18 protein-coding genes are annotated in these 23765 nt (G+C 70.8%); 9 read left to right on the top strand and 9 right to left on the bottom strand.

Annotated elements, in window-relative coordinates; translation table 11 throughout:
* Positions 1–68 precede the first annotated feature (68 nt).
* The 6 genes from IMZ11_RS37075 (at position 69) to IMZ11_RS37050 (ending at position 8017) form a co-directional block, all read left to right on the top strand.
* Positions 69–1532: a sulfatase gene (locus tag IMZ11_RS37075; protein WP_228647281.1), complete on the top strand. Its 1464-nt coding sequence runs from the start codon at positions 69–71 to the stop codon at positions 1530–1532.
* A gap of 698 nt (positions 1533–2230) precedes the next feature.
* Positions 2231–3574, top strand: a complete 1344-nt coding sequence (locus IMZ11_RS37070; RefSeq protein WP_228647279.1) for an ABC transporter substrate-binding protein — start codon at positions 2231–2233, stop codon at positions 3572–3574.
* 85 nt (positions 3575–3659) lie between these two features.
* The gene (locus IMZ11_RS37065) at positions 3660–4634 is read left to right on the top strand and encodes a carbohydrate ABC transporter permease (RefSeq protein ID WP_228647277.1); all 975 of its coding nucleotides are present in this window, start codon (positions 3660–3662) and stop codon (positions 4632–4634) included.
* A complete protein-coding gene (locus IMZ11_RS37060) occupies positions 4631–5515 on the top strand; it encodes a carbohydrate ABC transporter permease (RefSeq protein WP_228647275.1) in 885 nt (294 codons plus the stop codon). Before IMZ11_RS37065 ends, IMZ11_RS37060 begins: the two co-directional genes overlap by 4 nt.
* A gap of 41 nt (positions 5516–5556) precedes the next feature.
* Complete coding sequence (locus IMZ11_RS37055) at positions 5557–6948, top strand: GH1 family beta-glucosidase (protein WP_255707639.1); 1392 nt, start codon at positions 5557–5559, stop codon at positions 6946–6948.
* A gap of 49 nt (positions 6949–6997) precedes the next feature.
* Complete coding sequence (locus IMZ11_RS37050) at positions 6998–8017, top strand: LacI family DNA-binding transcriptional regulator (protein WP_228647271.1); 1020 nt, start codon at positions 6998–7000, stop codon at positions 8015–8017.
* 150 nt (positions 8018–8167) lie between these two features.
* On the opposite strand, the gene IMZ11_RS37045 is transcribed toward IMZ11_RS37050, so the two are convergent.
* Together IMZ11_RS37045 and IMZ11_RS37040 are read right to left on the bottom strand one after the other, a co-directional pair.
* Positions 8168–8812, bottom strand: a complete 645-nt coding sequence (locus tag IMZ11_RS37045) for a DNA alkylation repair protein (RefSeq protein ID WP_228647269.1) — start codon at positions 8810–8812, stop codon at positions 8168–8170.
* Between the two features lie 88 nt (positions 8813–8900).
* Complete coding sequence (locus tag IMZ11_RS37040) at positions 8901–9371, bottom strand: Lrp/AsnC family transcriptional regulator (protein ID WP_061260240.1); 471 nt, start codon at positions 9369–9371, stop codon at positions 8901–8903.
* 175 nt (positions 9372–9546) lie between these two features.
* On the opposite strand from IMZ11_RS37040, the gene IMZ11_RS37035 reads away from it, so the two are divergent.
* From IMZ11_RS37035 to IMZ11_RS37025, 3 genes are all read left to right on the top strand, one after another.
* On the top strand, positions 9547–13047 hold the full coding sequence (locus IMZ11_RS37035; RefSeq protein ID WP_228647266.1) for an indolepyruvate ferredoxin oxidoreductase family protein: 3501 nt from the start codon (positions 9547–9549) through the stop codon (positions 13045–13047).
* A gap of 36 nt (positions 13048–13083) precedes the next feature.
* Complete coding sequence (locus IMZ11_RS37030; RefSeq protein ID WP_228647264.1) at positions 13084–14223, top strand: acyl-CoA dehydrogenase family protein; 1140 nt, start codon at positions 13084–13086, stop codon at positions 14221–14223.
* A 422-nt stretch (positions 14224–14645) separates the two neighbouring features.
* Entirely contained in the window at positions 14646–14849 is a 204-nt protein-coding gene (locus IMZ11_RS37025) for a hypothetical protein (protein WP_228647262.1), read from the top strand.
* Between the two features lie 102 nt (positions 14850–14951).
* Here the strand turns inward: IMZ11_RS37025 and IMZ11_RS37020 are convergent, their stop codons facing one another.
* From IMZ11_RS37020 to IMZ11_RS36990, 7 genes are all read right to left on the bottom strand, one after another.
* A complete protein-coding gene (locus IMZ11_RS37020) occupies positions 14952–18116 on the bottom strand; it encodes a non-ribosomal peptide synthetase (protein WP_228647260.1) in 3165 nt (1054 codons plus the stop codon).
* A complete protein-coding gene (locus IMZ11_RS37015) occupies positions 18113–20065 on the bottom strand; it encodes a non-ribosomal peptide synthetase (RefSeq protein ID WP_228647258.1) in 1953 nt (650 codons plus the stop codon). The genes IMZ11_RS37020 and IMZ11_RS37015 overlap by 4 nt, the downstream gene beginning before the upstream one ends.
* Positions 20066–20127: 62 nt before the next feature.
* The gene (locus IMZ11_RS37010) at positions 20128–21555 is read right to left on the bottom strand and encodes a condensation domain-containing protein (RefSeq protein ID WP_228647256.1); all 1428 of its coding nucleotides are present in this window, start codon (positions 21553–21555) and stop codon (positions 20128–20130) included.
* Positions 21552–21740 (bottom strand): MbtH family NRPS accessory protein, encoded by a 189-nt coding sequence (locus IMZ11_RS37005; protein WP_228647254.1) that lies wholly within the window; start codon positions 21738–21740, stop codon positions 21552–21554. The genes IMZ11_RS37010 and IMZ11_RS37005 overlap by 4 nt, the downstream gene beginning before the upstream one ends.
* Positions 21737–23266 (bottom strand): condensation domain-containing protein, encoded by a 1530-nt coding sequence (locus IMZ11_RS37000; RefSeq protein ID WP_228647252.1) that lies wholly within the window; start codon positions 23264–23266, stop codon positions 21737–21739. The genes IMZ11_RS37005 and IMZ11_RS37000 overlap by 4 nt, the downstream gene beginning before the upstream one ends.
* Complete coding sequence (locus tag IMZ11_RS36995; RefSeq protein ID WP_061260233.1) at positions 23263–23502, bottom strand: acyl carrier protein; 240 nt, start codon at positions 23500–23502, stop codon at positions 23263–23265. Before IMZ11_RS36995 ends, IMZ11_RS37000 begins: the two co-directional genes overlap by 4 nt.
* Positions 23496–23765, bottom strand: a 270-nt coding sequence (locus IMZ11_RS36990) for a phosphopantetheine-binding protein (RefSeq protein WP_228647250.1), incomplete at its 5' end; no start/stop codon positions are given. The genes IMZ11_RS36995 and IMZ11_RS36990, both read right to left, overlap by 7 nt.

Genomic DNA, 23765 nt, shown 5'->3' with positions numbered 1-23765 from the left:
ACGGTCTGCGCCCCATCGGGCGCAGGCCGTACGTTTCCGCAGGTAGCGACAAGGTAATGATCTGTCCCATGCCGGTCCCCAGAAAAGCCCGCAGGTGGTGCCCCTGGCTCGCCGTGGCGCTCCTCATGTGCACGGCGTTCTCGGGTGCCGCCGCCCAGGGACAGCAGACGTCCTCGCGTGCCCCGAACATCGTGTTCATCCTCACCGACGACCTGGACACGACCGATCTCCAGCGGTTCCCCAACATCTGGAACCTGCTCGTACAGCAGGGCGCCGTGTTCTCGCGGTTCTTCGCGACCAACCCGTGGTGTTGCCCGTCACGGTCGTCCATCCTGCGGTCGCAGTACATGCACAGCCACCAGGTGGAGAGCAACCGCCCGCCGACGGGCGGCTTCCCGAAGTTCCGCCCCCTGGAGGAGTCCACGGTCGGCGTGTGGATGCAGTCGGCCGGCTATCGCACCGGACTTCTCGGGAAATATCTCAACAAATACCCCTTAGGCGCGTCGCAGGACTACATACCGCCCGGCTGGAACCGGTGGGCCGTCCCGGTCACCCGGCTCTACCAGGAGTACGGCTACGCGCTCAACGACGACGGGGTGGTCGTCCGACACGGTTACGCCCCCGAGGACTACCTGGAAGACGTACTGAGCCGGAAGGCCGACGACTTCGTGACATCGTCGGGTGACCAGCCGTTCTTCCTCTACCTCGCCCCCGTGGCGCCGCACCAGCCGGCCAACTACGCGCCACGGCACGCGGACGCCTTCCTCGACGAGCAGGCGCCGCGAACACCGTCGTTCGACCAGCTCGACATGTCGGCCGAGCCGTCCTGGCTGCGGGAGAAACCTCCGCTGTCCCCCAAGGTGGTGCGGCGGATCGACGAGCTCCACCGGAACCGCTTGCGCGCCATGCTCGGAGTGGACGACATGGTCGGCTCGCTCGTCTGGTCCCTGGAGCGCTCCGGCCAGCTCGACAACACCTACATCTTCTTCACCTCCGACAACGGCTTCCATCTCGGACAGCATCGCCTCCGGCCCGGCAAGACGACACCGTTCGAGGAGGACATCCGGATCCCCATGGTCGTGCGGGGACCGGGGATCGCCCCGGGATCCACGATCGACCGGCTGTGCTCGACCGTGGACCTCGGGCCCACGTTCGCCGAGCTGGGCGGTGTGCTTCCTCCGTCGTTCGCCGAGGGGCGCTCGCTGGTCCCGCTGCTGCAGGGCCGTGACGTCGCGTGGCGGGACGCCGTCCTGGTGGAGTTCTACCAGCCGTCGTACGCGCCGTACGCGGCGCCGAGCTACAGCGTGTTACGCACGGACAGGTACAGCTACGTCGAGTACGGCACCGGCGAGCGGCAGCTCTACGACCTGGCCGCTGATCCGTACGAGCTGCGGAACATCGTGGAGACGGCGGATCCGTTCCTGGTGGGCTCGTTCTCGACGCGGCTCGCGCTGTTACGGAACTGCGTCGGCGCGACGTGCCGGGTGGCGGACGCGGAAACCCGCTCCCTGCTCAGAGCGGTGCCGCGTTAGGGGCGCACGGCCCGGCCCGACCGGGTTTCGGGTCGCCACAAACCGCGCGCCGCGAGCCAGGCGGCCCGATGGTCACCCAGCGTGAAGCCTGCTGTCAGGCCGCACCTGAAACCGTCTCGGGCGGCGTTGACAGCGTGAGTGGTTCCGACGCTCAGGCCGGCCACACCCGCAGCGGTGTTCACCTGCGCCATGCCGGTTTTCTGGGGCGTTGACACGGCCGCCTCCACCTCTGGAGACGTCGGCTCACTCCAGCCGCCGCCCCACCCCGCCTCCCGGGGGCGGGGCGGCGCTCGCCGACCGCGCCGACGCCGTCGAGAGCCCCTGTTTCGGCCCGCCCACGGTACGCCTTCCGGGCGCGGGAGAGCGCTTCCACAAGGTCACACTCCGTGAGCCGTTTGGGTCGTATGTGATGGGAGCGCTCCCAAACCGTAGTATGCACCCTTTGTGGTCTATTGTCGCGTTCCAGAGATCAAATGACGCCTGGAGTAACAGTTAGGTTTCGGCATATTGACGCTGACATTGCTCATGGAGCAACCTTCGTGGGAGCGCTCCCAACGTGCTTCTGCGACAGCGAGCACGAACCGTTCACGCGGGATTCCACCCGTTGGATCCAGCACACCAATCGCGGGCCTGTAGTCGGGGACCGGCCCGGGATGCACCTCCCATGACTTCGGGATACCACCTGAGAGGGGTCCGGAATGATGCACAACTCCCGCCGCGGCAGGCTGCTCGCGCTCGCCGCTGTGACGACGCTCGCCCTGGGCGTCACCGCGGCCTGCGGCAGCGACGACAAGCCGGCCGACAACGGCGGCAGCGCCGCCGCGGCGGAGCCTGTCACCATCAAGGTTCAGACCTTCGGCGGTGGCAAGAACTTCGGCTACAAGGAGGCGATCGACAAGTGGAACGCCTCCCACAAGGACATCATCATCAAGGAAGAGCACCTCACCGACCAGTTCGAGCAGGTGTACTGGCCGCAGATGATCCAGTGGCTGCAGTCCGGCACCGGCGCCGGTGACGTGGTCGGCATCGACGAGGGCGGCATGGGCCTCGCCAAGGCGCACCCCGAGTGGTGGGCCGACCTGGGCGAGTACGGCCTCAAGGACCGCCAGGCCAACTTCGCCTCCTGGAAGTGGGACGGCGGTGTGGCCGCGGACGGCAAGGTGTTCGGCCTCGGCACCGACATCGGCGGCATGAGCCTCTGCTACCGCCGCGACCTCTTCGAGAAGGCCGGCCTCCCGGCCGACCGCGACGAGGTCAGCAAGCTCTGGCCGACGTGGGACGACTTCGTCAAGGTCGGCAAGGAGTTCCAGGCCAAGGTCAAGGACACGAAGTTCGTCGACGGCACCAACACGCTCTTCAACGTGGTCGCGGTGCAGGAAGCCGCCAAGAGCGGCAACGTCACCTACTTCGACAAGGACAACAACCTGATCGTCGACAAGAACCCGGCGGTCAAGACGGCCTACGACTTCGCCGCGAAGATCAGCCAGGAGGGCCTGACGGCCAAGCTGCGCAACTTCACCGACGAGTGGAAGACGGGCATGAAGAAGTCGCAGTTCGCGACGCTCGGCTGCCCGGCCTGGATGCTCGGCGTGGTCAGCGGCGACGACGCGGCCGGCCCCGACTTCAAGGGCAAGTGGGACGTCGCGGCGGTCCCGGGCGGCGGCGGCAACTGGGGCGGTTCGTGGCTCGCGGTGCCCAAGCAGAGCAAGCACCCGAAGGAGGCCGCGGCCGTCCTCGACTACCTGACCGGCCAGGAGGGTGAGGTCAGCGTCTTCACCTACGCCGGCAACATGCCGAGCAACTCCCTCGCCCAGCAGGACCCGGCGGTGCAAAGCGCCAAGAACGAGTACTTCAACGACGCGCCGGTCGGCGACATCTTCGCCAAGTCGGCCTCGTCGCTGCAGCCGGTCTTCCTCGGGGTCAAGCACGCCCAGGTGAAGAACGCGATCGAGTCGGTCGTGTCGGCGATCGACGACGGCTCCGTCCCTTACGCCCAGGGCTGGCAGAAGCTCGTCGACGACGCCGTGAAGGCGGCGGGCTGATCCCCGCTCGCTGAATCAGCACCGGCCCGCCGCAGCGGCACCCCGCCGGCGGGCCGGTCGCCTGCTTCCGCCTGAAAGGTAACCCATGAGCGTAAACGTCGACGCGGGACGGTCCACCCAGGCACCGCTCCCGCCACGGAGGGGGCACGCGCGGCGGCCGCAGGGCCGCGGCTTCCTGTCCTGGCTGGACCTGAAGGCCGCGCCGTACCTCCTGGTCTCGCCGTACTTCCTGCTCTTCCTGATCTTCGGGATCTTCCCGCTCGGCTTCACCCTGTGGTACTCGCTCTTCAAGTTCGACCTCACGGGAACCGAGGAGTGGACGGGGCTCGGGAACTACACCGCGCTCCTGTCCGACAGCGCGTTCTGGAACGCCGTCGTCAACACGCTGGGCATGTTCTTCATCGCGACCGTGCCGCAGATCCTGCTGGCGCTGCTGCTCGCGAACGCCCTGAACAAGCGGATCAAGGGCCAGCTGTTCGTCCGCATGGGCGTGCTGCTCCCCCTGGTCACCTCCGTCGTCGCGGTCGCCGTGGTCTTCACCCAGCTCTACGGCCGCGACTGGGGCTTCATCAACTGGACACTCGACTGGTTCGGCGTCGATCCGATCGACTGGAAGGCCCAGCGGATCCCCTCGTGGATCGCCATCTCGACCATGATCGACTGGCGGTGGACCGGCTACAACGCGATCATCTTCCTGGCCGCGATGCAGACCATCCCGAAGGACCTCTACGAGGCGGCGTCCATCGACGGGGCCTCCCGCCGCCGCCAGTTCTGGCAGATCACCGTGCCCATGCTGCGGCCGACCATGATCTTCGTGGTGCTCAACTCCACCATCGGCGGTCTCACGCTCTTCGCCGAGCCGACCACGTTCTACGGCGGCAACGTCCACGGCGGCACGAACAGCCAGTTCCAGACCGTGTCGATGTTCATCGTCGAGCAGGGCTTCCGCGAGTTCGACTACGGGTACGCGTCCGGCGCCGCGTGGCTTCTCTTCCTGATGATCCTCATCGGGTCGCTCATCAACTTCCTGCTCGTCCGCCGGATCGGGGGCAAAAAGTGACCACGCTCACCGCGGGGAACCGGCCCCGCACCCAGCAGGGGCGCAAGAAGGCCGACCTGTGGTCGGCCACGCCGTGGACGAAGATCGTACTGGTCGTCACCATCGTCATCTCGGCCTTCCCGATCTACTGGATGCTCGTCATCGCCTCGCGTACCAACAAGGAGGCGACCGACATCCCGCCGCCGTTCCTGCCCGGCGGCAACCTGGGGCAGAACATCCAGCGGGTGCTCTCCAACGAGGACGCGCACTACCTGGCCGGTCTGACCAACTCGCTGATCATCGCCACCACGGTGACGATCTCGGTCGTGCTGATCTCGACCTTCGCCGGTTTCGCCTTCGCGCGACTGCGGTTCAAGGGCGGCAAGGTGCTCCTGCTGCTCGTGCTCGTGACCATGATGGTTCCGCTGCAGCAGATGGGCATCGTGCCCCTGTACCGGCTCATGGTCAACCTGGAGTGGATCGGCACGCTGAAGGCGGTGATCCTGCCGTACCTGCTGAACGGCTTCGGGGTCTTCCTGATGACGCAGTACACCGAGCAGGCCGTGCCCAACGAGCTGGTGGAGGCGGCCCGCGTCGACGGCGCGTCGACGCTGCGGATCTGGTGGAACGTCATCCTGCCGGCCGTACGGCCGGGCATGGCGGTGCTCGGCATCAACACCTTCATGCTCACCTGGAACGACTTCATGTGGCCGCTCATCGCCCTGACTCCGGACAACCCGACGGTCCAGGTCGCGATCAACTCGCTGAACGCGAAGTACGGCACCGACTACGTGCTCATCTTCAGCGGAACGGCCATGTCCATCCTCCCGCTCATCCTGGTATTCGTCCTGTTCGGCCGCCAGATCATCGGCGGACTCATGGAAGGTGCGGTCAAAGCGTGACCACGCAGGAGACTCAGGCCGAGACCCGGCTCCCCGGGCTGATGTTCCCCACGGGGTTCGTCTGGGGCGCCGCGACCTCGGCCTACCAGATCGAGGGCGCGGTCACCGCGGACGGGCGGGGGACGTCCGTCTGGGACACCTTCGTCAGCAGGCCGGGGAGCGTCGTGGGCGGCGAGAACGCCGACGTCGCGATCGACCACTACAACCGCTACCGGGACGACGTGCGGCTCATGGCCGACCTGGGCCTGACGGCGTACCGCTTCTCCGTGTCCTGGCCGCGGATCCAGCCCGACGGGGCCGGGGAGATCAACGCCAAGGGTCTCGATTTCTACAAGCGGCTCGTCGACGAGCTGCTCAGCTACGGCATCGACCCCTGGGTGACGCTCTACCACTGGGATCTCCCCCAGGCGCTGGAAGACGCGGGCGGCTGGCCCGCGCGCGACACGTCGAAGCGCTTCGCCGACTTCGCGGCGGTCGTGCACGACGGGCTCGGCGACCGGGTCAGGAACTGGAGCACGGTCAACGAGCCGTGGTGCGCCGCGTTCCTGGGGTACGCCTCGGGCGAGCACGCGCCGGGACGGCGCGAGCCGGCGGCGGCCGTACGCGCCGCGCACCACCTGAACCTCGCCCACGGGCTCGCCGTACAGGCGATGCGCGCGCAGCGGGCCGACTCCCTCATCGGCGGGTGCGTGAACCTCTACGCGATCACCCCGGCGAGCGACAGCGAGGCCGACAGGGACGCCGCCCGGCGCATCGACGGCCTGCAGAACCGCTTCTTCCTTGACGCGCTGCTCACCGGCGCGTACCCGGAGGACGTGCTGGAGGACCTGCGCGAGATCACCGACACCGGGTTCATCCAGGACGGCGACCTCGGCACGATCGCCGCGCCGATCGACATGCTGCTGATCAACTACTACAGCCGGTTCACCGTGTCGGGCACTCCGGGCGGCGCGCAGTCGGCCGCCGCGGCGCCGACCGACTCGGGATCGCCGTGGGTCGGCAGCGAGCACGTCGGTTTCGTCAACGGCGGCCGTCCCGTCACCGCCATGGGCTGGGAGATCGACGACTCGGGCCTGAACGAACTGCTGGTCCGGCTGACGCGGGAATACCCTCCCATCCCCTTGATCATCTCGGAGAACGGCGCGGCCTTCGAGGACGAGCTCACGGCCGACGACCGAGTTCATGATCCGGATCGTCTCGCGTACATCGACGCCCATCTGCGGACATGTCATGCTGCCATCGAGGCGGGCATCCCGCTGCAGGGCTACTTCGCCTGGTCGCTGATGGACAACTTCGAGTGGGCATGGGGTTACGACAAGCGCTTCGGCCTGGTGTACGTGGACTATCCGACGCAGCGGCGGATCCTGAAGGACAGCGCCCTGTGGTACGCGGAGACGGCGCGTCACGGCGGGCTCCTGGGCCCAGCAGAATAGGCCCACAGGACCCACAGGACAGGGCCGGGAAATTCAGGAGGGGGCAACGATGAACGGGGACCGCCGACAGGGGGCGCGCCCGACTCTGGAGGCAGTCGCCGCCCGTGCCGGAGTCGGACGCGGCACGGTGTCACGGGTGATCAACGGCTCGCCGAAGGTGAGCGAGAAGGCCCGGGACGCCGTGCTTCTGGCGATCAAGGATCTGGGCTACGTGCCCAACCGCGCGGCGCGGGCTCTGGTCACCAACCGGACCGACACCATCGCGCTGGTGGTGTCGGAGTCAGAACAGCGGATCTTCGACGAGCCGTTCTTCGCGGGCATCATCCGCGGGATCGGCTCGGCCCTCTCCGAGACGGGGCTGCAGCTCATCCTGACGATGGCGCAGAACCGCGCGGAGCACGACCGGCTGGAGGACTACCTCACCGGCCAGCACGTGGACGGCGTCCTGCTCACGTCCGTGCACGGGGCCGACACGCTGCCGGAGCGGCTGGAGGCCATGGGCGTCCCGACGGTGCTGGGCGGCCGCCCGGTCGGGCTCACGCCGTACAGCTACGTCGACATGGACAACCGGGCCGGCGCCCGGCAGGCGGCGAAGTACCTGCTCGGCAAGGGTCGTAGCAGGATCGCCACGATCGCCGGCCCGCAGGACATGGGCGTGGGTGTCGACCGTCTCGCCGGATACCGCGACGCCCTGCTGGCGACCGGCACCGGCGAGCGCGTCGCGTACGGCGACTTCTCCGAGGCGAGCGGCGCCACGGCGATGCGGGAGCTCCTCGAACGGCATCCGGACCTGGACGCCGTCTTCGCGGCGTCCGACGCGATGGCGGTCGGCGCACTGCACGTGCTCAAGGAGCGCGGCCTGAGCGTGCCGGGCGACGTGGCGCTGATCGGGTTCGAGGACTCCCGGGTGGCGCTCCACACGGAGCCGCCGCTGACCAGCGTCCACCAGCCGACCGAGGCGATGGGCCGCCAGATGGTGCAGCTGCTGGTCGCCAGGATCAACGGCGACCCGCTGGAGCAGCCCGTGGTGATACTGGACACCCATCTGGTGATCCGCGCGTCGGCGTAGCGGCAGCGAGTACCGGAGGCTGGATGAGTCTGCGGTTCGGCGTCCTCGGTCCGGTCCGGTCCAGGTGCGTCGTGACGGCAGGCTCGTCCCGCCCGGCTACCCGCTCGCCGCCGCCTGGGCGCCGGGAACCAGCCGGGCGACCGTCCGGTCCTACTTATGGTGCTGCCGGCTCACCATCTCGGTGATCCAGATGGGCGCGAACGGAGACGTGCAGCCAGGGGAAGTCGGGTAGTCCTTGAGCACCTCCAGGCGCTCACCGATGTCGATCGCACGGGTTCGGTGCTCGGCGTGGTCGATCCCGATCTGCGCCAGGCAGTGGTTCATCGCCCACTGCAGGCGATCCGGGGCGTCCTTCATCTCCGCCTCGATGACGTCGAGCAGTCCTGCCAGGTCGATGCCCTCGGGCTTCTTTGCCACGCGTTCGGTGATCAGCGCCCAACCGGCGCTCGCAACCACCGGATCCGGATCGGCGGACCAGGCCAGGCGCAGCTCTTCGGAGTGCGGGTTCTTCTTCACCACGTAGTTCACGAGCCAGTCGTGCACCTTGGGGCTGCGCGCCTCACGCACCATGACGTCCAGCTCGTCACGCCCGAACGCCTTCGGGCGGCAGATCAGGATCGCCAGCAGTCTCGCCGCGGTGTCATCCGTCTCCCAGAGACGGCACGCGAGTTCCTGCTGCGTCTTCAGCCGCTTCGCGAGCGCGCGCAGCTTGCCGAGGTTCACACCGTGATCGTCACCGTGTTTCTCGTTCACCGCGCGTGCCTTCGGGTCCTCGAGCTCGGTCAGCTCGGCCATCACCTCGGCCACCATCGTCTCGGTCGGCGTCGTCTCGGCCACCTCAGCGCTCCTGTCCGTCACGTGCGAGAAATTCAGCCTACGAGCTTCAGAACACCGGCCGCCGGTCGTCGCGGGCGAGGGCGTCGCGGGTCCACGAGCCCAGCACCATCAGCGTCTTGGTGCCGGTGACGTTGCCGGCCCGGCGCAGGCGGTCGATGACCTGCTGGAGGTGCCCGAGGTCGCGGACCCGGACGTGGATCAGCGCGTCGGGGTCGCCGGCGATGGTGAACACCGCCTGGACCTCCGGCACGTCGGTCGCCGTACGGACGATCTCGCTCACCGGGGTCGTGCCGGGGTAGCGCAGCTCGGTGAACGCCTCGATCCCCCAGCCGAGCTTGGCGTAGTCGATCTGGACGCTGAAGCCGGTGATCACGCCGATCTCCCGCAGCCGGTCCACCCGCCGCTTGACCGCGGCCACCGAGAGCCCGACTTCGACCGCCATCTCCGAGAAGGTCCTGCGCCCGTCCTCGCGCAGCAACCGCAGGATGCGGTGGTCGATGTCATCGATCTCGGACATGCGAAAACTCCTCGGGTCGGCGAAAGGAACCTTAGCGAAAGAGGCTCCCGCCGCAAAGAGTTTGCGTCTTTATGGCTTCTGGTCGGCTGATACTTGCGCAGCACCAGGACGCGTTGCTGTGCTTGGGGCTCCCCCGAACGACGACCGTCCTCCGGACGACGACCAGGAGGTTCGCGTGAGCCCCAATCCCGCCGAGGCGCCGGCCACCGTGCAGACGACTGTGTCACTCGATGACAGGTACACGTCCGTTGACGGCCGGGTGGTCATGTCGGGCATCCAGGCCCTGGTCCGCCTGACGCTGGAGCAGCGCCGCCTGGACCGCGAGCGCGACCTGAACACGCGTGTCTTCGTGTCGGGATACCAGGGCTCACCGCTGGGCGGGGTCGACCTGGAGATGGGACGGGCCGCGCGCTTCCTCGAACCCGCGGGCGTGGTGTTCCGGCCCGGGCTCAACGAGGAGCTCGCGGCAACCGCGGTGGCCGGAACGCAGCTCCTCGGCCAGGTGCCGGGGCGGCGGTACGACGGGGTGACGGGCTTCTGGTACGGCAAGAACCCCGGCCTGGACCGGGCCGCCGACGCCATCCGGCACGGCACGGTGGCGGGCACCGCCGCGCTCGGCGGCGCGGTCGCCTGGATCGGCGACGACCCGGGCAGCAAGTCCTCGACCGTGCCCAGCTCGTGCGAGCCGATGTGCCAGAGCCTGTCCATGCCGCTGCTCGCGCCCGGCTCGGTGGCGGAGATCATCGAGTTCGGGCTGCACGCGGTCGCCCTGTCCCGCGTCACCGGCCTGTGGACCGGCCTCAAGATCGTCGCCGACGTCGCCGACGCGTCCGCCACCGTGGACCTCGGCCCGATCCGGGACGGCGTCCCGGCGCCGGACCACCCCGATCGCGGCGGGTCGCCCATCCTGGTCGGCCCCGCCTCCCTGGACGCCGAGCACGACATGCTGACCCGCAGGCTGGAACTGGCCCGCGACTACGCCCGTGCGCACGGCCTGAACCGGGTGATGTTCGGCGCCCGTCGCGCCACCCTGGGCGTCCTCGCCTCCGGCACCGCCTTCGCGGTGGTACAGAGGGCGCTGGCGGACCTCGGCCTGGACGAGAGCGCGATGGAGGACCTGGGCCTGCGCCTCATCCGGCTCGCGATGCCGTTCCCGCTGGCCCATGACGAACTCGCCGCCATGACCGCCGACCTCGACCGGGTGCTCGTGGTGGAGGACAAGGTGCCGTTCCTGGAGGGGCAGCTCAAGCAGGCGCTCTACGGCGGTGAGCGCACCCCCGCCGTGGTCGGCCGCGAGCTGCTCACCGCCCGCGGCACCCTCGGCGCCGAGGACGTGGCGAGGGCGCTCGCCACGTGCGTCGGCGGCGACCGGCTGCCCCGGGCGGCGGCCGTCCGCCTGCGGTCCCTCACCCCCGCCACGCGGGCACGCCGCACGCTGCCGTTGATCGCCGCGCGCACGCCGTACTTCTGCTCGGGATGCCCGCACAACACCTCCACCCGTACGTCCGACAACACGCTGGTCGGCGTCGGCATCGGCTGCCACGCCATGATCGCCCTGGACGGCGACGGGCGCGGCGCCCGGGTCGGCATCACCCAGATGGGCGGCGAGGGCGCCCAGTGGTTCGGCCTGGCCCCCTTCACCGACGACCCGCACTTCGTGCAGAACCTCGGCGACGGCACCTTCCACCACTCCGGCTCGCTGGCCGTCCGCGCCGCCGTCGCCGCCGGCGTGTCCATGACGTACAAGCTGCTCTACAACGACGCCGTCGCCATGACCGGGGGCCAGCGCGCCGAGGGCCGCCTGGACGTCCCCGCGCTCACGAGGTCGCTGGCCGCCGAAGGGGTCCGCCAGATTGTGATCACCACGCCGGAGCCGGAGACCTATCGCGGGGTACGGCTGGCGCCGATCGCGAGCGTCCGGCACCGGGACGACCTCGCCGCGGCCGAGCGCGAACTCTCCGCCGTGGACGGGGTGACCGTGCTGATCCACGACGACCGGTGCGCCGCCGAGGAACGCCGGCTGCGCAAGCGCGGCAAGCTGCCCACGCCGACGGCGAAGGTCGTGGTGAACGAGCGGGTCTGCGAGGGCTGCGGCGACTGCGGGGACGTGTCGACCTGCCTGTCCGTCCAGCCCGTCGACACCGAGTTCGGCCGCAAGACCCGGATCCATCAGCCGTCCTGCAACTCCGACCTGAGCTGCCTCAAGGGCGACTGCCCCTCGTTCCTGCTCGTCGAGCCAGGGAAGCGGCGCACGCGGCCCACGCCCGCGAACATGCAGCCCGCGAACATGCCGTCCCCGCCGGTGGCGCTGCCCGAGCCGGTCAGCAGGCTCGACGGCGGGCCGGTCCTGATCAGGATGCCGGGCATCGGCGGCACGGGCGTCGTCACGGTCTCGCAGATCCTGCAGATGGCCGCCCACCTCGACGGCCTGTACGCGGCCGGGCTGGAGCAGACCGGGCTGGCGCAGAAGGGCGGACCCGTCGTCAGCGACGTCCGCATCTCACCGCGGCCGGTCACCGGCGCGCTGCGCGCCTCCACCGGCACCGCCGACGTGCTGATCGGCTTCGACCTGCTCGGCGCCGCAGCCGACGGCAACCTGTCCGTCGCGTCGCCCGAGCGCACGATCGCCGTGGTGAGCACGGCCGTCGTGCCGACCGCCGCCATGGTCACCGGACGCGCCGCCGTGCCCGGCTCGCCCGCCGACGCGATCGTCCGGGTCGAGTCGGCCACGCGCGGCGCCGACAACGTCTACCTCGACGCCCACGGGCTGTCCGAGGCGCTGTTCGGCGACCACATGCCCGCCAACATGCTGCTCGTCGGCGCGGCGTTCCAGCACGGCTGCGTCCCGGTTTCCGCCGAGTCCATCGAGCAGGCCATCCGGCTCAACCGGGCCGCCGTCGGGCAGAATCTCGCGGCCTTCCGCTGGGGACGGGCGGCCGTCGTGGACCGAGAGGCCGTACTCGCGGCCGCGGCGCCCGCGGCCGCACCCCCGGCCGCGCCCGCGGTGGACGTCGACACCCCGGGAACCGGCGATCTTGAGCGGGCGCTCGCCACCCGGACCGCCGATCTGACCGGCTACCAGAACGCGGCCTACGCCCGCGGGTACGCCGACGACGTGCGCCGCGTGGCGGCCCTGGCGACCGAGCGCGCGGGTGACGAGGCCGGGACGCGGATCGCCCTCGCCTACGCCAGGGGGCTGCACAAGCTCATGGCGTACAAGGACGAGTACGAGGTCGCCCGGCTGCACCTGGACCCGGTCGAGAAGGCCAGGCGGGAGAAGGAGTTCGGTCCGGACGCCGTCGTGTCCGTGCTGCTGCATCCGCCGCTGCTCCGGGCGCTGGGCATGAAGCGCAAGATCCGGGTGCGCCGGTCGGCGGGGGTGCTGTTCCGCGGGCTGCGCGCCGCCCGCGTCCTGCGCGGCACCGCGCTCGACGTGTTCGGCTACGCCGGGGTGCGCCGCGTCGAACGGGAGCTCGTCGGCGAGTATCGCGAGCTGATGCGCGACGCCCTCACCCGGCTCACCCCGGGCACCGCCGACGCCGTCGCCGGGATCGCGGCCCTGCCGGAGGCGATCCGCGGCTACGAGGACATCAAGCTCGCCCGTGTCGCCGAGTTCCGCGAGAGCGCGAGGACCGCCCTCGCACGCCTGGACGAGCCCGCTTCGCATACCGTCTGATCCATAAGACCGACATTTCACCCCCCAGGAGTGACCGTGCCCGTCGAACGCCTGCTGCCCGACCAGGACGCCCGCGATCTCATCGAGCTCACCCGTGAGATCGCCGACAAGGAACTCGCCCGCCGGGTCGACGAGCACGAGCGCGCCGAGACCTATCCCGAGGGCCTGTTCGGCACGCTCGGCGCGGCCGGGCTGCTCGGCCTGCCGTACCCCGAGGAGTTCGGCGGCGGCGGCCGGTCGTACGAGGTGTACCTGCAGGTGATCGAGGAGCTGGCGGCCCGATGGGCCGCGGTCGCCGTCGCGACCAGCGTGCACACGCTGGCCTGCTTCCCCGTGGCCTCCTTCGGCACGCAGCGGCAGCGGGAGCGCTGGCTGCCCGACATGCTGGCCGGGCGGATCGTCGGCGGCTACAGCCTGTCGGAGCCGCAGGCGGGGTCGGACGCCGCCGCGCTCACCTGCAAGGCGGAAAAGACCGAGAGCGGCTACCGGATCACCGGCAACAAGGCGTGGATCACCCACGGGGGCATCGCGGACTTCTACGCCCTGTTCGCGCGGACGGGAGAGGGCGGCCGGGGCATCTCCTGCTTCCTCGCGCCCGGCGCCGCCGACGGCCTGACCTTCGGCCGCCCCGAGGAGAAGATGGGCCTGCACGCCGTACCCACGACCAGCGCGCACTGGGACGGCGCGCTTCTGGAGGCCGACCGGCTGGTCGGCGAGGAGGGGCAGGGCCTCCAGATCGCCTTCAGCGCCCTGGACTCCGGCAGGCTCGGCATCGCCGCGTGCGCCACCGGCCTCGCCCAGGCCGCGCTCGACGAGGCCGTCGCCTACGCCAAGGAGCGCCAGGCGTTCGGCAAGAAGATCATCGACCACCAGGGGCTCGGTTTCCTGCTCGCCGACATGGCGGCCGGCGTGGACTCCGCCCGCGCGATGTACCTCGACGCCGCCCGCCGCCGCGACGCCGGCCTCCCGTACAGCAGGCAGGCGAGCGTCGCCAAGCTGGTCGCCACCGACACCGCCATGAAGGTCACCACCGACGCGGTACAGGTCTTCGGCGGGTACGGGTACACGCGGGAGTTCCGGGTCGAGCGCTACATGCGCGAGGCCAAGATCATGCAGATCTTCGAGGGCACCAACCAGATCCAGCGCCTGGTCATCAGCAGGCACCTTGCCAGGTGACCTGACTACTGTCCGGAAACCACTCGACACAATTCCGCGGCGCCGCGCTGGATACCCAGATGAACCGCATGAGAAGCGACACGGCCAAGGGTTGTTGTGGGTCGGCGAAAGTGCCATGGAAGGGAAATCGACCACATTTCCCATTTGAGGCTAATTGTCCATCTCTGCCCACTCCAGTCGTATGGTGTCACCTTTCACCGGAATGACCGGCGGCTTCACCCCGCTGGATCCGCCAGGGCGCCCGAATCGCGACCTCTGACGGCCAACCATCACTTGCGTCATGCCATCTCTCAACAAACCTATTGCGGTCTGTACATTTCGCCACTATCGTCCATGGATGTAATTGTTGTGCCGCTACATAAATCATTACTTTTGGAAGGAATGTAGCTATGAGGAATATGCTGAAGCGAGTATCCACGGGCATGGCCGCTGTTGCCGTCACCACCGCACTGGGCATCGCCGCCTTGCCGAGCCCGGCCAGCGCCCAGGTCATCGTCCGCTGGTACGGCTACACGGCAGCGGGCGCGAAGGCGTGCAACTCCGCCGCCAACGCCGCCGGCCCCGAGTACTACTGCACCACGGTCACTGTTGGCGGCCAGAAGTTCTACGCCCTGGCCCGCCCGTAGTCCTCAGTCCTCAGTCCTCAGTCCTCAGGACTGATCGAGTAGGAGGGTGAGGCCGCCTCACCCTCCTGCTCAACCGCCGGACAGTGCGGATCCTTCAGGCGATCACGCCTCCGAGGTGGAGAGCAGGCGCTCGGCCTCCTCGTCCGACATCCCGGCAAGCTCGGCGATCAGCAGGTCTTCCAGGGCCGACGCCAATTCGGCGACGGTCCTGCTCTCGAAGATCGTCCGCACCGGCACCTCCACCCCCGTCGTACGGCGCAGCCTGGCCGCGATCCTGGTCGCGAGCAGGGAGTGGCCGCCCAGCGCGAAGAAGTCGTCGAAGGCGCTCACGGCCTCCACGCCGAGCAGTTCCTCCCAGGTGCCGGCAACGAGCCGCTCCGCGTCCGTACGCGGAGGGACCTGCCCGGCGGAGGCCGCCCGCGCCGGTTCGGGCAGCGCGGCCCGATCGATCTTGCCGCGTGCCGTGAGCGGCAGCGCGTCGAGGGTCACCCAGGCCGTCGGGACGAGATGGCGCGGCAGCGCACGCGTGAGGTGCGCACGCAGTTCCTCGTGCGCGGCGGTTCCGGTCACGTACGCCACGAGCTCCTCGGCGCGGACCGTCACGAACGCCTGCCCCACGTCAGGGTGGGTGAGCAGGCGTGCCTCGACCTCCCCGGGCTCGATCCGGAAGCCGCGAACCTTGAGCTGCTCGTCGATCCGGCCCAGGAACTCCAGCCTGCCGTCCTGCCGCCAGCGGGCCCGGTCCCCGGTGCGGTAGCGGCGGGCTCCCGGCGGGCCGCCGGGGTCGGGGACGAACCCGGCGGCGGTGAGGGCGGGACGGCCCAGGTAGCCCCGCGCCACTCCGGCTCCGCCGATGACCAGCTCGCCGACGGCTCCCTTCGGCAGCGGGCCGCCCCGTCCGTCGAGCAGGTGGACCGTGGTGGCGCCGACCGGCCGCCCGATGGGAGGCCGGCCGGCCGTGCCACCGTCGGCGCCGTCCAGGCCGGTCGCGGTGGCGATGACGGCGGCCTCGGTCGGACCGTACGTGTTGACGAGCCGGACCCGCTCACCGGACCCGCCGGAGCCGCCGAACCTGTCGAACCTGTCGAACCTGCTGAACCTGTCGTGCCAGCGGGCCACGGATCCACCGGACGCCTGCTCGCCCCCGATGATCACCAGGCGCAGCGACGGCGGCCAGGCGATCTGGTCGATCTCCTCGACCAGGTGGTGCCAGTAGGCGGTGGGGAGGTCGAGCACGCTGATCCGGCGCCCCGCCGGGGACACGAGCAGGTCGGGCAGTGTCGCCGCCCCCTCGGGCAGCAGCACCAGGGCGGCCCCGGCGGCGAGCGTGGGGAACACCTCTTCGAGGTGGGTGTCGAAGCTCAGCGAGGCGAACTGGACCACCTGGTCGCCCGGCGCCAGGCGGTACTCCTCCCGCATCCAGCGCACGCGGGCCGCTATGGCGCGGTGCTCGACCACCACGCCCTTGGGCCTGCCGGTCGAGCCAGAGGTGGAGATGACGTAGGCGACGTCCATCGGCCCCACAGGCGGATCGGTCGGAGGCTCGATCGGCGAGCCGGGCACGGCCCGCGGGTCGATCAGGGTGAACGCGCCCGGCAGGGGGCGATGGGTGATCACATGCGTCACCGCGCAGTCGCCGAGCGAGAAGGCGAGCCGCTCGTCCGGATCAGCCGGATCGAGCGGCAGGTACGCCGCCCCGGCCCGCCAGACGGCGAGGAGTGCCGTGATCGCCTCGACCGAGCGGGGCAGGCAGACGCCGACGAGGTCACCGGGCCGCACACCGCCGTCCCTGAGTGCGGCGGCGAGGGCTCCCGCCCTCGCGTCCAGCTCCCGGTAGCTGAGCACGGTCTCACCGCAGATCACCGCCGCCGCGTCCGGCGTGCGCCGTACCGTCTCGGCGATCATCTCCGGGACGAGGGGGCCGGTCGCGTCCGCGCCGTCACCGGCCAGCGCGCGGATGTCCGCCTGGTCGGCGTCCGTCCAGATCCGCAGCTCCGAGATCCGCCGGGTCGGCTCGGCCACGGCGGATTCCAGCAGGAGCAGGAACCGGTCGGCGAGCCGTCGGAACGTCTCCCGCCCCGCCTCCCCGGCCTCATGCCGCGCCGCGTCGTAGCAGAAGGAGACGACCAGCTCCGGGCCGTCCCACCACGCCTCGGTGAGCAGGTCGAGCTTGGCCTGGCCGAAGCCGTCCGGGAACAGGCTCACGGCCAGCTCACCGAAGGGCCGGGTCGGTCCCACGTTCTGGTTGTGCAGGATCAGCATGGTCGGCATCAGCGTCTCGGGTGGATGCCCGATCCGCTCGAAGGGCACCGACGGCCGGCTCATCGCGCTCAGTGCCTCGGTCCTGGTGCGCACGAGCAGGTCGGTGAACGCCGGGTCTCCGTCGAGGTCGCCGCGCAGCACCACCGTCTGGGCGAGGTACCCGACGAGTGGCTCCAGCTCGACCCGATCACGGCCGGCGACCGCCGTGCCGACGAGGAGGTCGGTCTGGCCGGTGTGGCGGTGCAGCAGTACCTGGTAGGCCGCCATGAGCACGGTGAACAGGGTCGTCCGGTGCTCGCGTCCGAGCCGTTCGAGGCCGCGCGCCACGTCCTCCCCGACCCGGACGTGATGGAACGCGCCGTGCCTGGCGACGCCCTGCGCCGAGGTCGTGGCGAAGGGCAGCTCGGGCGGCGGCGGGTCGGCGAGCCTCTCCTGCCAGTACGGGACGGCACGCTCGGCCCGGCGGCGCTGCCAGCGCGCGTAGTCCGTGGGCTGGACGGGCAACGGCCGCAGCCGGGGCTCCCGGTCCTGTGACCGGGCGGTGTAGCACTCGGCCAGGTCGTCGAGGAGCACGTTCAGGGACCAGCCGTCGCCGATGATGTGGTGCATCGTGACGCACAGGACGTGGTCGTCCGGGCCGATCCCGATCACCGCGATCCGCAGCGGCACACCCGCGGCGAGGTCGAACGGCGCGTTGACGCGTCCGGCCACCAGGCGTTCCGCCTCCTCCCGGCTTCCCGCGTCGAGCCACTCGACCAGGCCCGCGGCCGGATCGGCGGGGACAGCGGGGACGGCGACCGCCCAGGGCACGCCGTCCTCCTCGGTGAATCCCGTGCGCAGGCTCTCGTGCCGGGCGACGACCTGGGCGAACGCCTCCTCCAGAACCGCCGGGTCGAGCGGTCCGCGCAGCCGCCGCACGAGGTACATGGTGTAGGAGGCGTCGTCCGGATACAGGCGCTGGAGGAGCCAGAGGCGCTCCTGAGTCGGGGACAGCGGGGCCCTCATGCGCCCGGCGCCAGTTCGTCGAAGAGGGCCGCCAGGTCATCGGCGCCGAGACCGTCGAGCTCGTCGCGCAGCGCGGCCACCTCGGCCAGGTCGAGGTCGTCGTCGTCGAGGCGGTCCATCTCCACGGCCAGTTCCGCGATCGTCGGGTGCTCGAACAACACCACGATCGGCACGGCGACGGTGAACCGCGCCTGGATCCTGGCGATGATCTGCGTGGCGGTCAGCGAGTGGCCGCCGAGCTCGAAGAAGTCGTCGTCGACGCCGATCGGCTCCTCGATGCCCAGCACGTCGCCCCACATCGTCACCAGCTCCTCCTCCAGCGCGGTCGCCGGAGGCCGGTACGGAGTGGTCCGCGCGCGGGTCCACTCGGGCGACGGCAGCACGTTCCTGTCGAGCTTCCCGTTGGGAGTGAGCGGAAGGGCGTCGAGCACCACCAGATGGGCGGGCACCATGTACTCCGGGACGTGCCGGCGCAGCCGGTCCCGCAGCACCGGCCACAACTCTTCGGCGCCCCCATCCCCGCGGACCACGTACGCGACCAGGCGGGGCAGGCCGTCCGGGCCGTCGCACACGCCGACGGCGGCGTTCCCGACCTCAGGCGCGGAGCGCAGGACGCTCTCGATCTCGCCGAGCTCGATCCGGAAGCCGCGGACCTTCACCTGCTGGTCGGCGCGGCCCAGGTAGTGCAGCCTGCCGTCCCGCATCCTCGCCAGGTCGCCGGTGGCGTACATGCGGGCACCGGGCACGTCGGAGAAGGGGTCGGGCAGGAAACGCTCGGCCGTCCGGGCGGGCATGCCCCGATATCCCCGGGCCACTCCCGCGCCGCCGATGTGCAGCTCGCCGGCCTCGCCCGCCGGTACGGGACGCCCGTCCGGGCCGAGGATGTGCACGGACGTCCTGCCGATCGGCTCCCCCAGGTCCACCGGCGCGGGCGACGGCGCGACCCGCCCGGCGGTGGACCACACCGTCGTCTCGGTCGGGCCGTACACGTTCCACAGCCGCGCGCCGTCGCCGAGGAGCGCGTCGGCGAGATCGCGGGGAAGGGCCTCCCCGCCGCAGAGGCGGGTCCTGATCCCCTCGGGTACGCCTCCGGAGTCGAGCAGGATCCGCCAGCTCGCCGGTGTCGCCTGCATGACCGTGACCGCCTCGGCGACGGCGCGGGACCGCAACGCGCGGCCGTCCGCCGTCTCGTGGGCGGAGGCCACGACCACCCGGGCACCGCAGGCCAGGGGAAGCAGCAGTTCGAGGACGGAGATGTCGAAGGACAGCGTGGTGACCGCGAGCCAGGCGTCCCGCGGGGTCAGCTCAAGCAGGGACGCGAAGGACTCCAGCAGGTTCGCCACCGCGCGGTGCGGCACGGCGACCCCCTTGGGCCGTCCCGTGGACCCCGAGGTGTACATCAGGTAGGCGAGCTCGCCCACCGGCCCGTCAACGTGCCTCGGGTCGTGGGAATCCCATGGACCTTCCGAATCCCGCCGGCCTTCCGAATCCCGCCGGCCTTCGGATGCCGCGCCGAGCGGGGTGCCGTCCGGGGAGAGTTCCACGACGTCGCGGATCCCGTCGAACAGCCGGGCGTCCACGGAGGGCTGGGTCAGCACCAGTTCCATGCCCGCGTCCTCGCGCATGACGCGGAGCCGTTCCTCGGGGAAGGCCGGGTCGAGCGGCACGTACGCGCCTCCGGCCGCCCACACGGCGAGCATCGCCACGATCATGCCGGGAGACCGGTCGAGGCACAGCCCCACGGGAACCTCGGGTCCCACCCCTCGCCCGCGCAGCACCGCCGCGAGGCGGCCGACCCTGTCGTCCAGTTCGCGGAAGGTCAGCTCGCCTCCCGCGCCGCTCACCGCGACGGCGTCGGGGCTCAGCTCACGCCATCCGCGGATCAGCCCGAGCGCCGTCACGACACCGTTCACTACACCGTTCACGGCACCGCCCACTTCACCGCTCACTCCACCGCTCACCTTCATGCGCCTTCCACGGTCGAACTCGTCACTTCCCCGTCACTTCCTCGTCACGTCGCGCTCAGCTCGGACAGCCGGAGGTCAGGGTTCACTCCGGCCCGCCGTACGACGTCGCCGAGGGCCTGGGCGAACCTCCGCGCCGTCGCGGGCGAGAAGAGGTCGCCGCTGTAGTCGAGGACCCCGCCGAGCCCCTCCGGGCCGCGCCACATGTCCACGGAGATCTCGGCCTTCGTATGGCCGGTCGGCGGCGCCGGACGGTGCTCCGCCGAAAGATCGCCCATCGCCGTCCCGAGCAGGCCGCCCTTCGGCAGGTTGTGCAGGTTGAACATCGCCTGGCACAGCGGCGGCCTGCTGATGTCGCGGGGCACCCGGAGCGCGGCGAGGACGAGCTCGAACGGCGCGTCCGCGTGCCGCATGCCCGCCAGCGTGGTCTCGCGGGTACGGCCGAGGAACTCGCGGAAGGTCGGGTCCCCGGACAGGTCGGCGCGCAGCACCAGCGTGTTCCCGAAGTAGCCGATAAGCGGGGCCAGCTCGCTCCTGGACCGGCCCGCGACCGGTACGCCCACGCAGAAGTCATGCTGTCCCGCCGCCAGTCCCAGCATGGCCTGGTACGCGGCGATCAGGGCCATGAACGGCGTGCACCGCAGCTCCCTGGCCAGCCGCTCCAGCGGAGCGATCTCCTCAGGGGAGAGCAGGAGGTGTTCCCGGCCGCCGTTTCCCGTCCAGCGGGGCGGGCGTGGACGGTCGGCCGGGAGGTCGAGCGCGGGCACGCCCGCGAGCTTCCCGGTCCAGTAGGCCAGACGCGCCGTGTGGTCCCGCTCCCTTTCCTGTACGGCGAAGCGCGTGTACTGCGTGGGCAGCTCCTCCAGCTCGGGTTCGCGTCCCTCGCGCCGCGCCGCGTAGTACTCGGCGAGCTCGCGCATCAGCACGTCCAGCGACCAGCCGTCGACCACGATGTGGTGCAGGACGATGCACAGGAGCGCGTCGTCCTCCCCCAGCCGCATCAGCGAGACACGCAGCGGCGGCCCGTTCTCCAGGTCGAACGGCCGGTTGACGAACGCGGCCAGCGCGAGGTCCACGTCCTCCGGTTCCGGATCCGGGGTCCCGGGGGCGTCGATCCGTTCGACCGGCACCGGCGAGGGCGGCAGCACGATCTGCGCGGGTGTGTCGACGACCAGCCGGAACCTGGTCCGCAGCACCTCGTGCCGCTCGGCGATCCGGGTGAAGGCCGCCCCGAGCGCGTCCACGTCCACCGGCCCGCGCAGCCGTACGCACCAGGGGGTGTGGTAGCTCGTGTCCCGCGGATCGAACCGGCTGAGGAACCACAGGCGTTCCTGGCCCGGCGACAGCGGCCACGCCCTCCCGGCGGACTCCCCCTCCGAGGAGCGGCCGAGGGAGCGGAGCAGCGCCGCGCGGCGGCCCGGCGGCAGGTCCGCGAGCCGCCTGAGCAGCGCCTCGCGGCGGGCGGGCGTGGTCACCTGTCCCGGCCCCTGACGCTCAACGGGCGCATGTCGGTCCACACCGTCTCGATGTGGTCCAGGCATTCCTGACGGGTGCCCTCGAACCCGGTCGCCGTCCAGCCGAGGGGCGGCTCGCGGTCGCTCCACCAGACGGAGTACTGCTCCTCGCCGTTGACGACCACGCGCATCTGGGAGTCGGTCATGTCACCTTCCGAGTCATCTCAAGTGGTGGGGCGCCGGTCGTCCGGCCGTCGCCCTCGGGCGGGCACACCCAGTCGTCGCCGATCAGGGTCCAGCCGGCGGGCCGCCGTACGGGGGCGACACCGCAGACCTCGGCCACCCGGTCGAGCGGCACCTCCTCGGTGACCGCCCGGACCAGCAGGGCCTCCAGGCCGAGCAGCATCCGTTCTGCCGTCTCCCTCGGCAGGTAGGCCGTGTCGACGAGGACGAAGAACTCGCATGTCGCCGTGGCCGCCCCGGTGGCGAAGAAGGCGCGCGCCTTGACCTTCGGGTAGCCGCCGACGAAGAACGTCCTGGTCCGTCCCGCCAGCGTGCTCAGCGTGCCGGGGTCATCCGGGTCGGCGGGCGGCAGGTTCGGCCAGCGGCCGTCCGGCCTGATGTCGTTGAAGAACACGTCCAGGTCGAGTTCGGCGCCGCGTCGTCCGGCCGCCTCGTCCCGGACGGCCCGCACCGCGGACGGGTCGTAGTTCCCGTTCCGGTAGGTGGCCATCGCCTGCCGATGCCCCCTGCGTACGGCGTCCGCGAACGTGCCGGCGGCCAGGTCGATCACGAAGAGCCCGTCGAGCGCGGCGGGACCGGCCATGTCCCGGATCCGGGGGTCGTGCCGGTTGGAGACGATGAGCTGCAGAGCCGCCTTCCGATGCCCGGTCAGCGCGGCCAGCAGCGCGGCGCTCGCCACGGTCAGCACGCTGGAGGTGGTGACGGAGCAGCGCGCCGCCAGCGTCTCGGCGGCGACCGCCATGGCGAGCGACTCCATCCCGTACCGGACGAACCGCGGCTCGTCGGGCTCCCTCGTCGGGAAGTCGAACATGGAGCGTGGCGCGGCCGCCAGGCCCGCCCGCCAGTGGCGCAGCGCCTGCGCGCCGCGCGCGGCACCCGCGCCCTCCCTCTCGAACGCGGCCTGGTCGAGCGGCTGCCGTACGGGCTCGGGCAGGTCGTCACCGGCGAGGAGCCGCGGCCATTCGGCGGCGAGCAGGTTCAGCGACCAGCCGTCCAGCGCCAGATGGGACAACGCCAGCGCGAGCGCGCGCGGCCGTCCACGGACGAGCACGACGGCGCAGCGGATCGGCGACTCGGCGGCGTAGTCGAATCCCGTCGCGGCCAGGTCCGCGGCGAGGGCCCGCGCCGCGCTCATCGGCTTGGCGGCGGCCTCGTACACGCCGACGGTGAGCCGTCCGGCGCGGTTCACCCGCTGGACGGTGCCCTCCGGCCTCTCCACGTAGGCCGTCCGCAGGGTCTCGTGCCGCTCGACGAGACGGCGTACGGCCCGCAGGACGGCGGCGAGGTCACCCGCGCCTCCGCCCGGAGCACTGATGGGCAGGGCCCAGGGCAGGTTGAAGTACGGGTCGCCGTCGTCCAGCCACCGGGTCGAGCCCCAGATCATCTGCTGTCCCCAGCACAGCGGGTACTCGCCGCCCCGCGCGCCGGTGAACTCGACCGTCTCCGGGGCGAGCTCGGTCAGCCCGGGAAGGCCCTGGTGTCCGGTCATCGGCCGTCGAGCTGCCGGGTCAGGTGGTCGGCGAGGCCGTCGAGGGTGTCGAGGAAGGGGCCGTCCAGGTCGATGTCGCATCCGAACTCGGACTCGATCGCGTCGATCAGCCGCAGGTAGGTGAGCGAGGTGACGCCGAGTGCGGGCAGGCCGCTGTCCGCCGCGAGGATGTCGGCGACGGCGAGCTCCCCGTCACTGGCCTGGGACACCAGCTCGGCCAGGCGTTCCCTCAGCATGCCTCCTCCTTCATGCGGGCGATCTCCTCGGCGACCCCGGCGATCGTCGGCGCGTCGAAGAACACGTCGAAGGGCAGCTCGACATCCAGCCGCTCGCGGACCTTCGCGATGATCTGGGTGATCGACAGCGAGTGGCCGCCGAGGTCGAACAGGTCCTCGTCCGGGCCGATGCCGGTGCGGCCGAGCACCTCGCACCAGATCTCGCCGACCTCCTCGACGTACGGCACGGCCTCCGTACCCGCCTCCCCCGTACCCGCCTCCCC

It is taken from the genome of Microtetraspora sp. AC03309 (assembly GCF_020826795.1).
In the GTDB taxonomy this organism is placed as follows: Bacteria; Actinomycetota; Actinomycetes; order Streptosporangiales; family Streptosporangiaceae; genus Microtetraspora; species Microtetraspora glauca.
The sequence above is the reverse complement of the archived record's forward strand: the minus strand, read 5'-3'. Positions and strand labels throughout refer to the sequence as shown.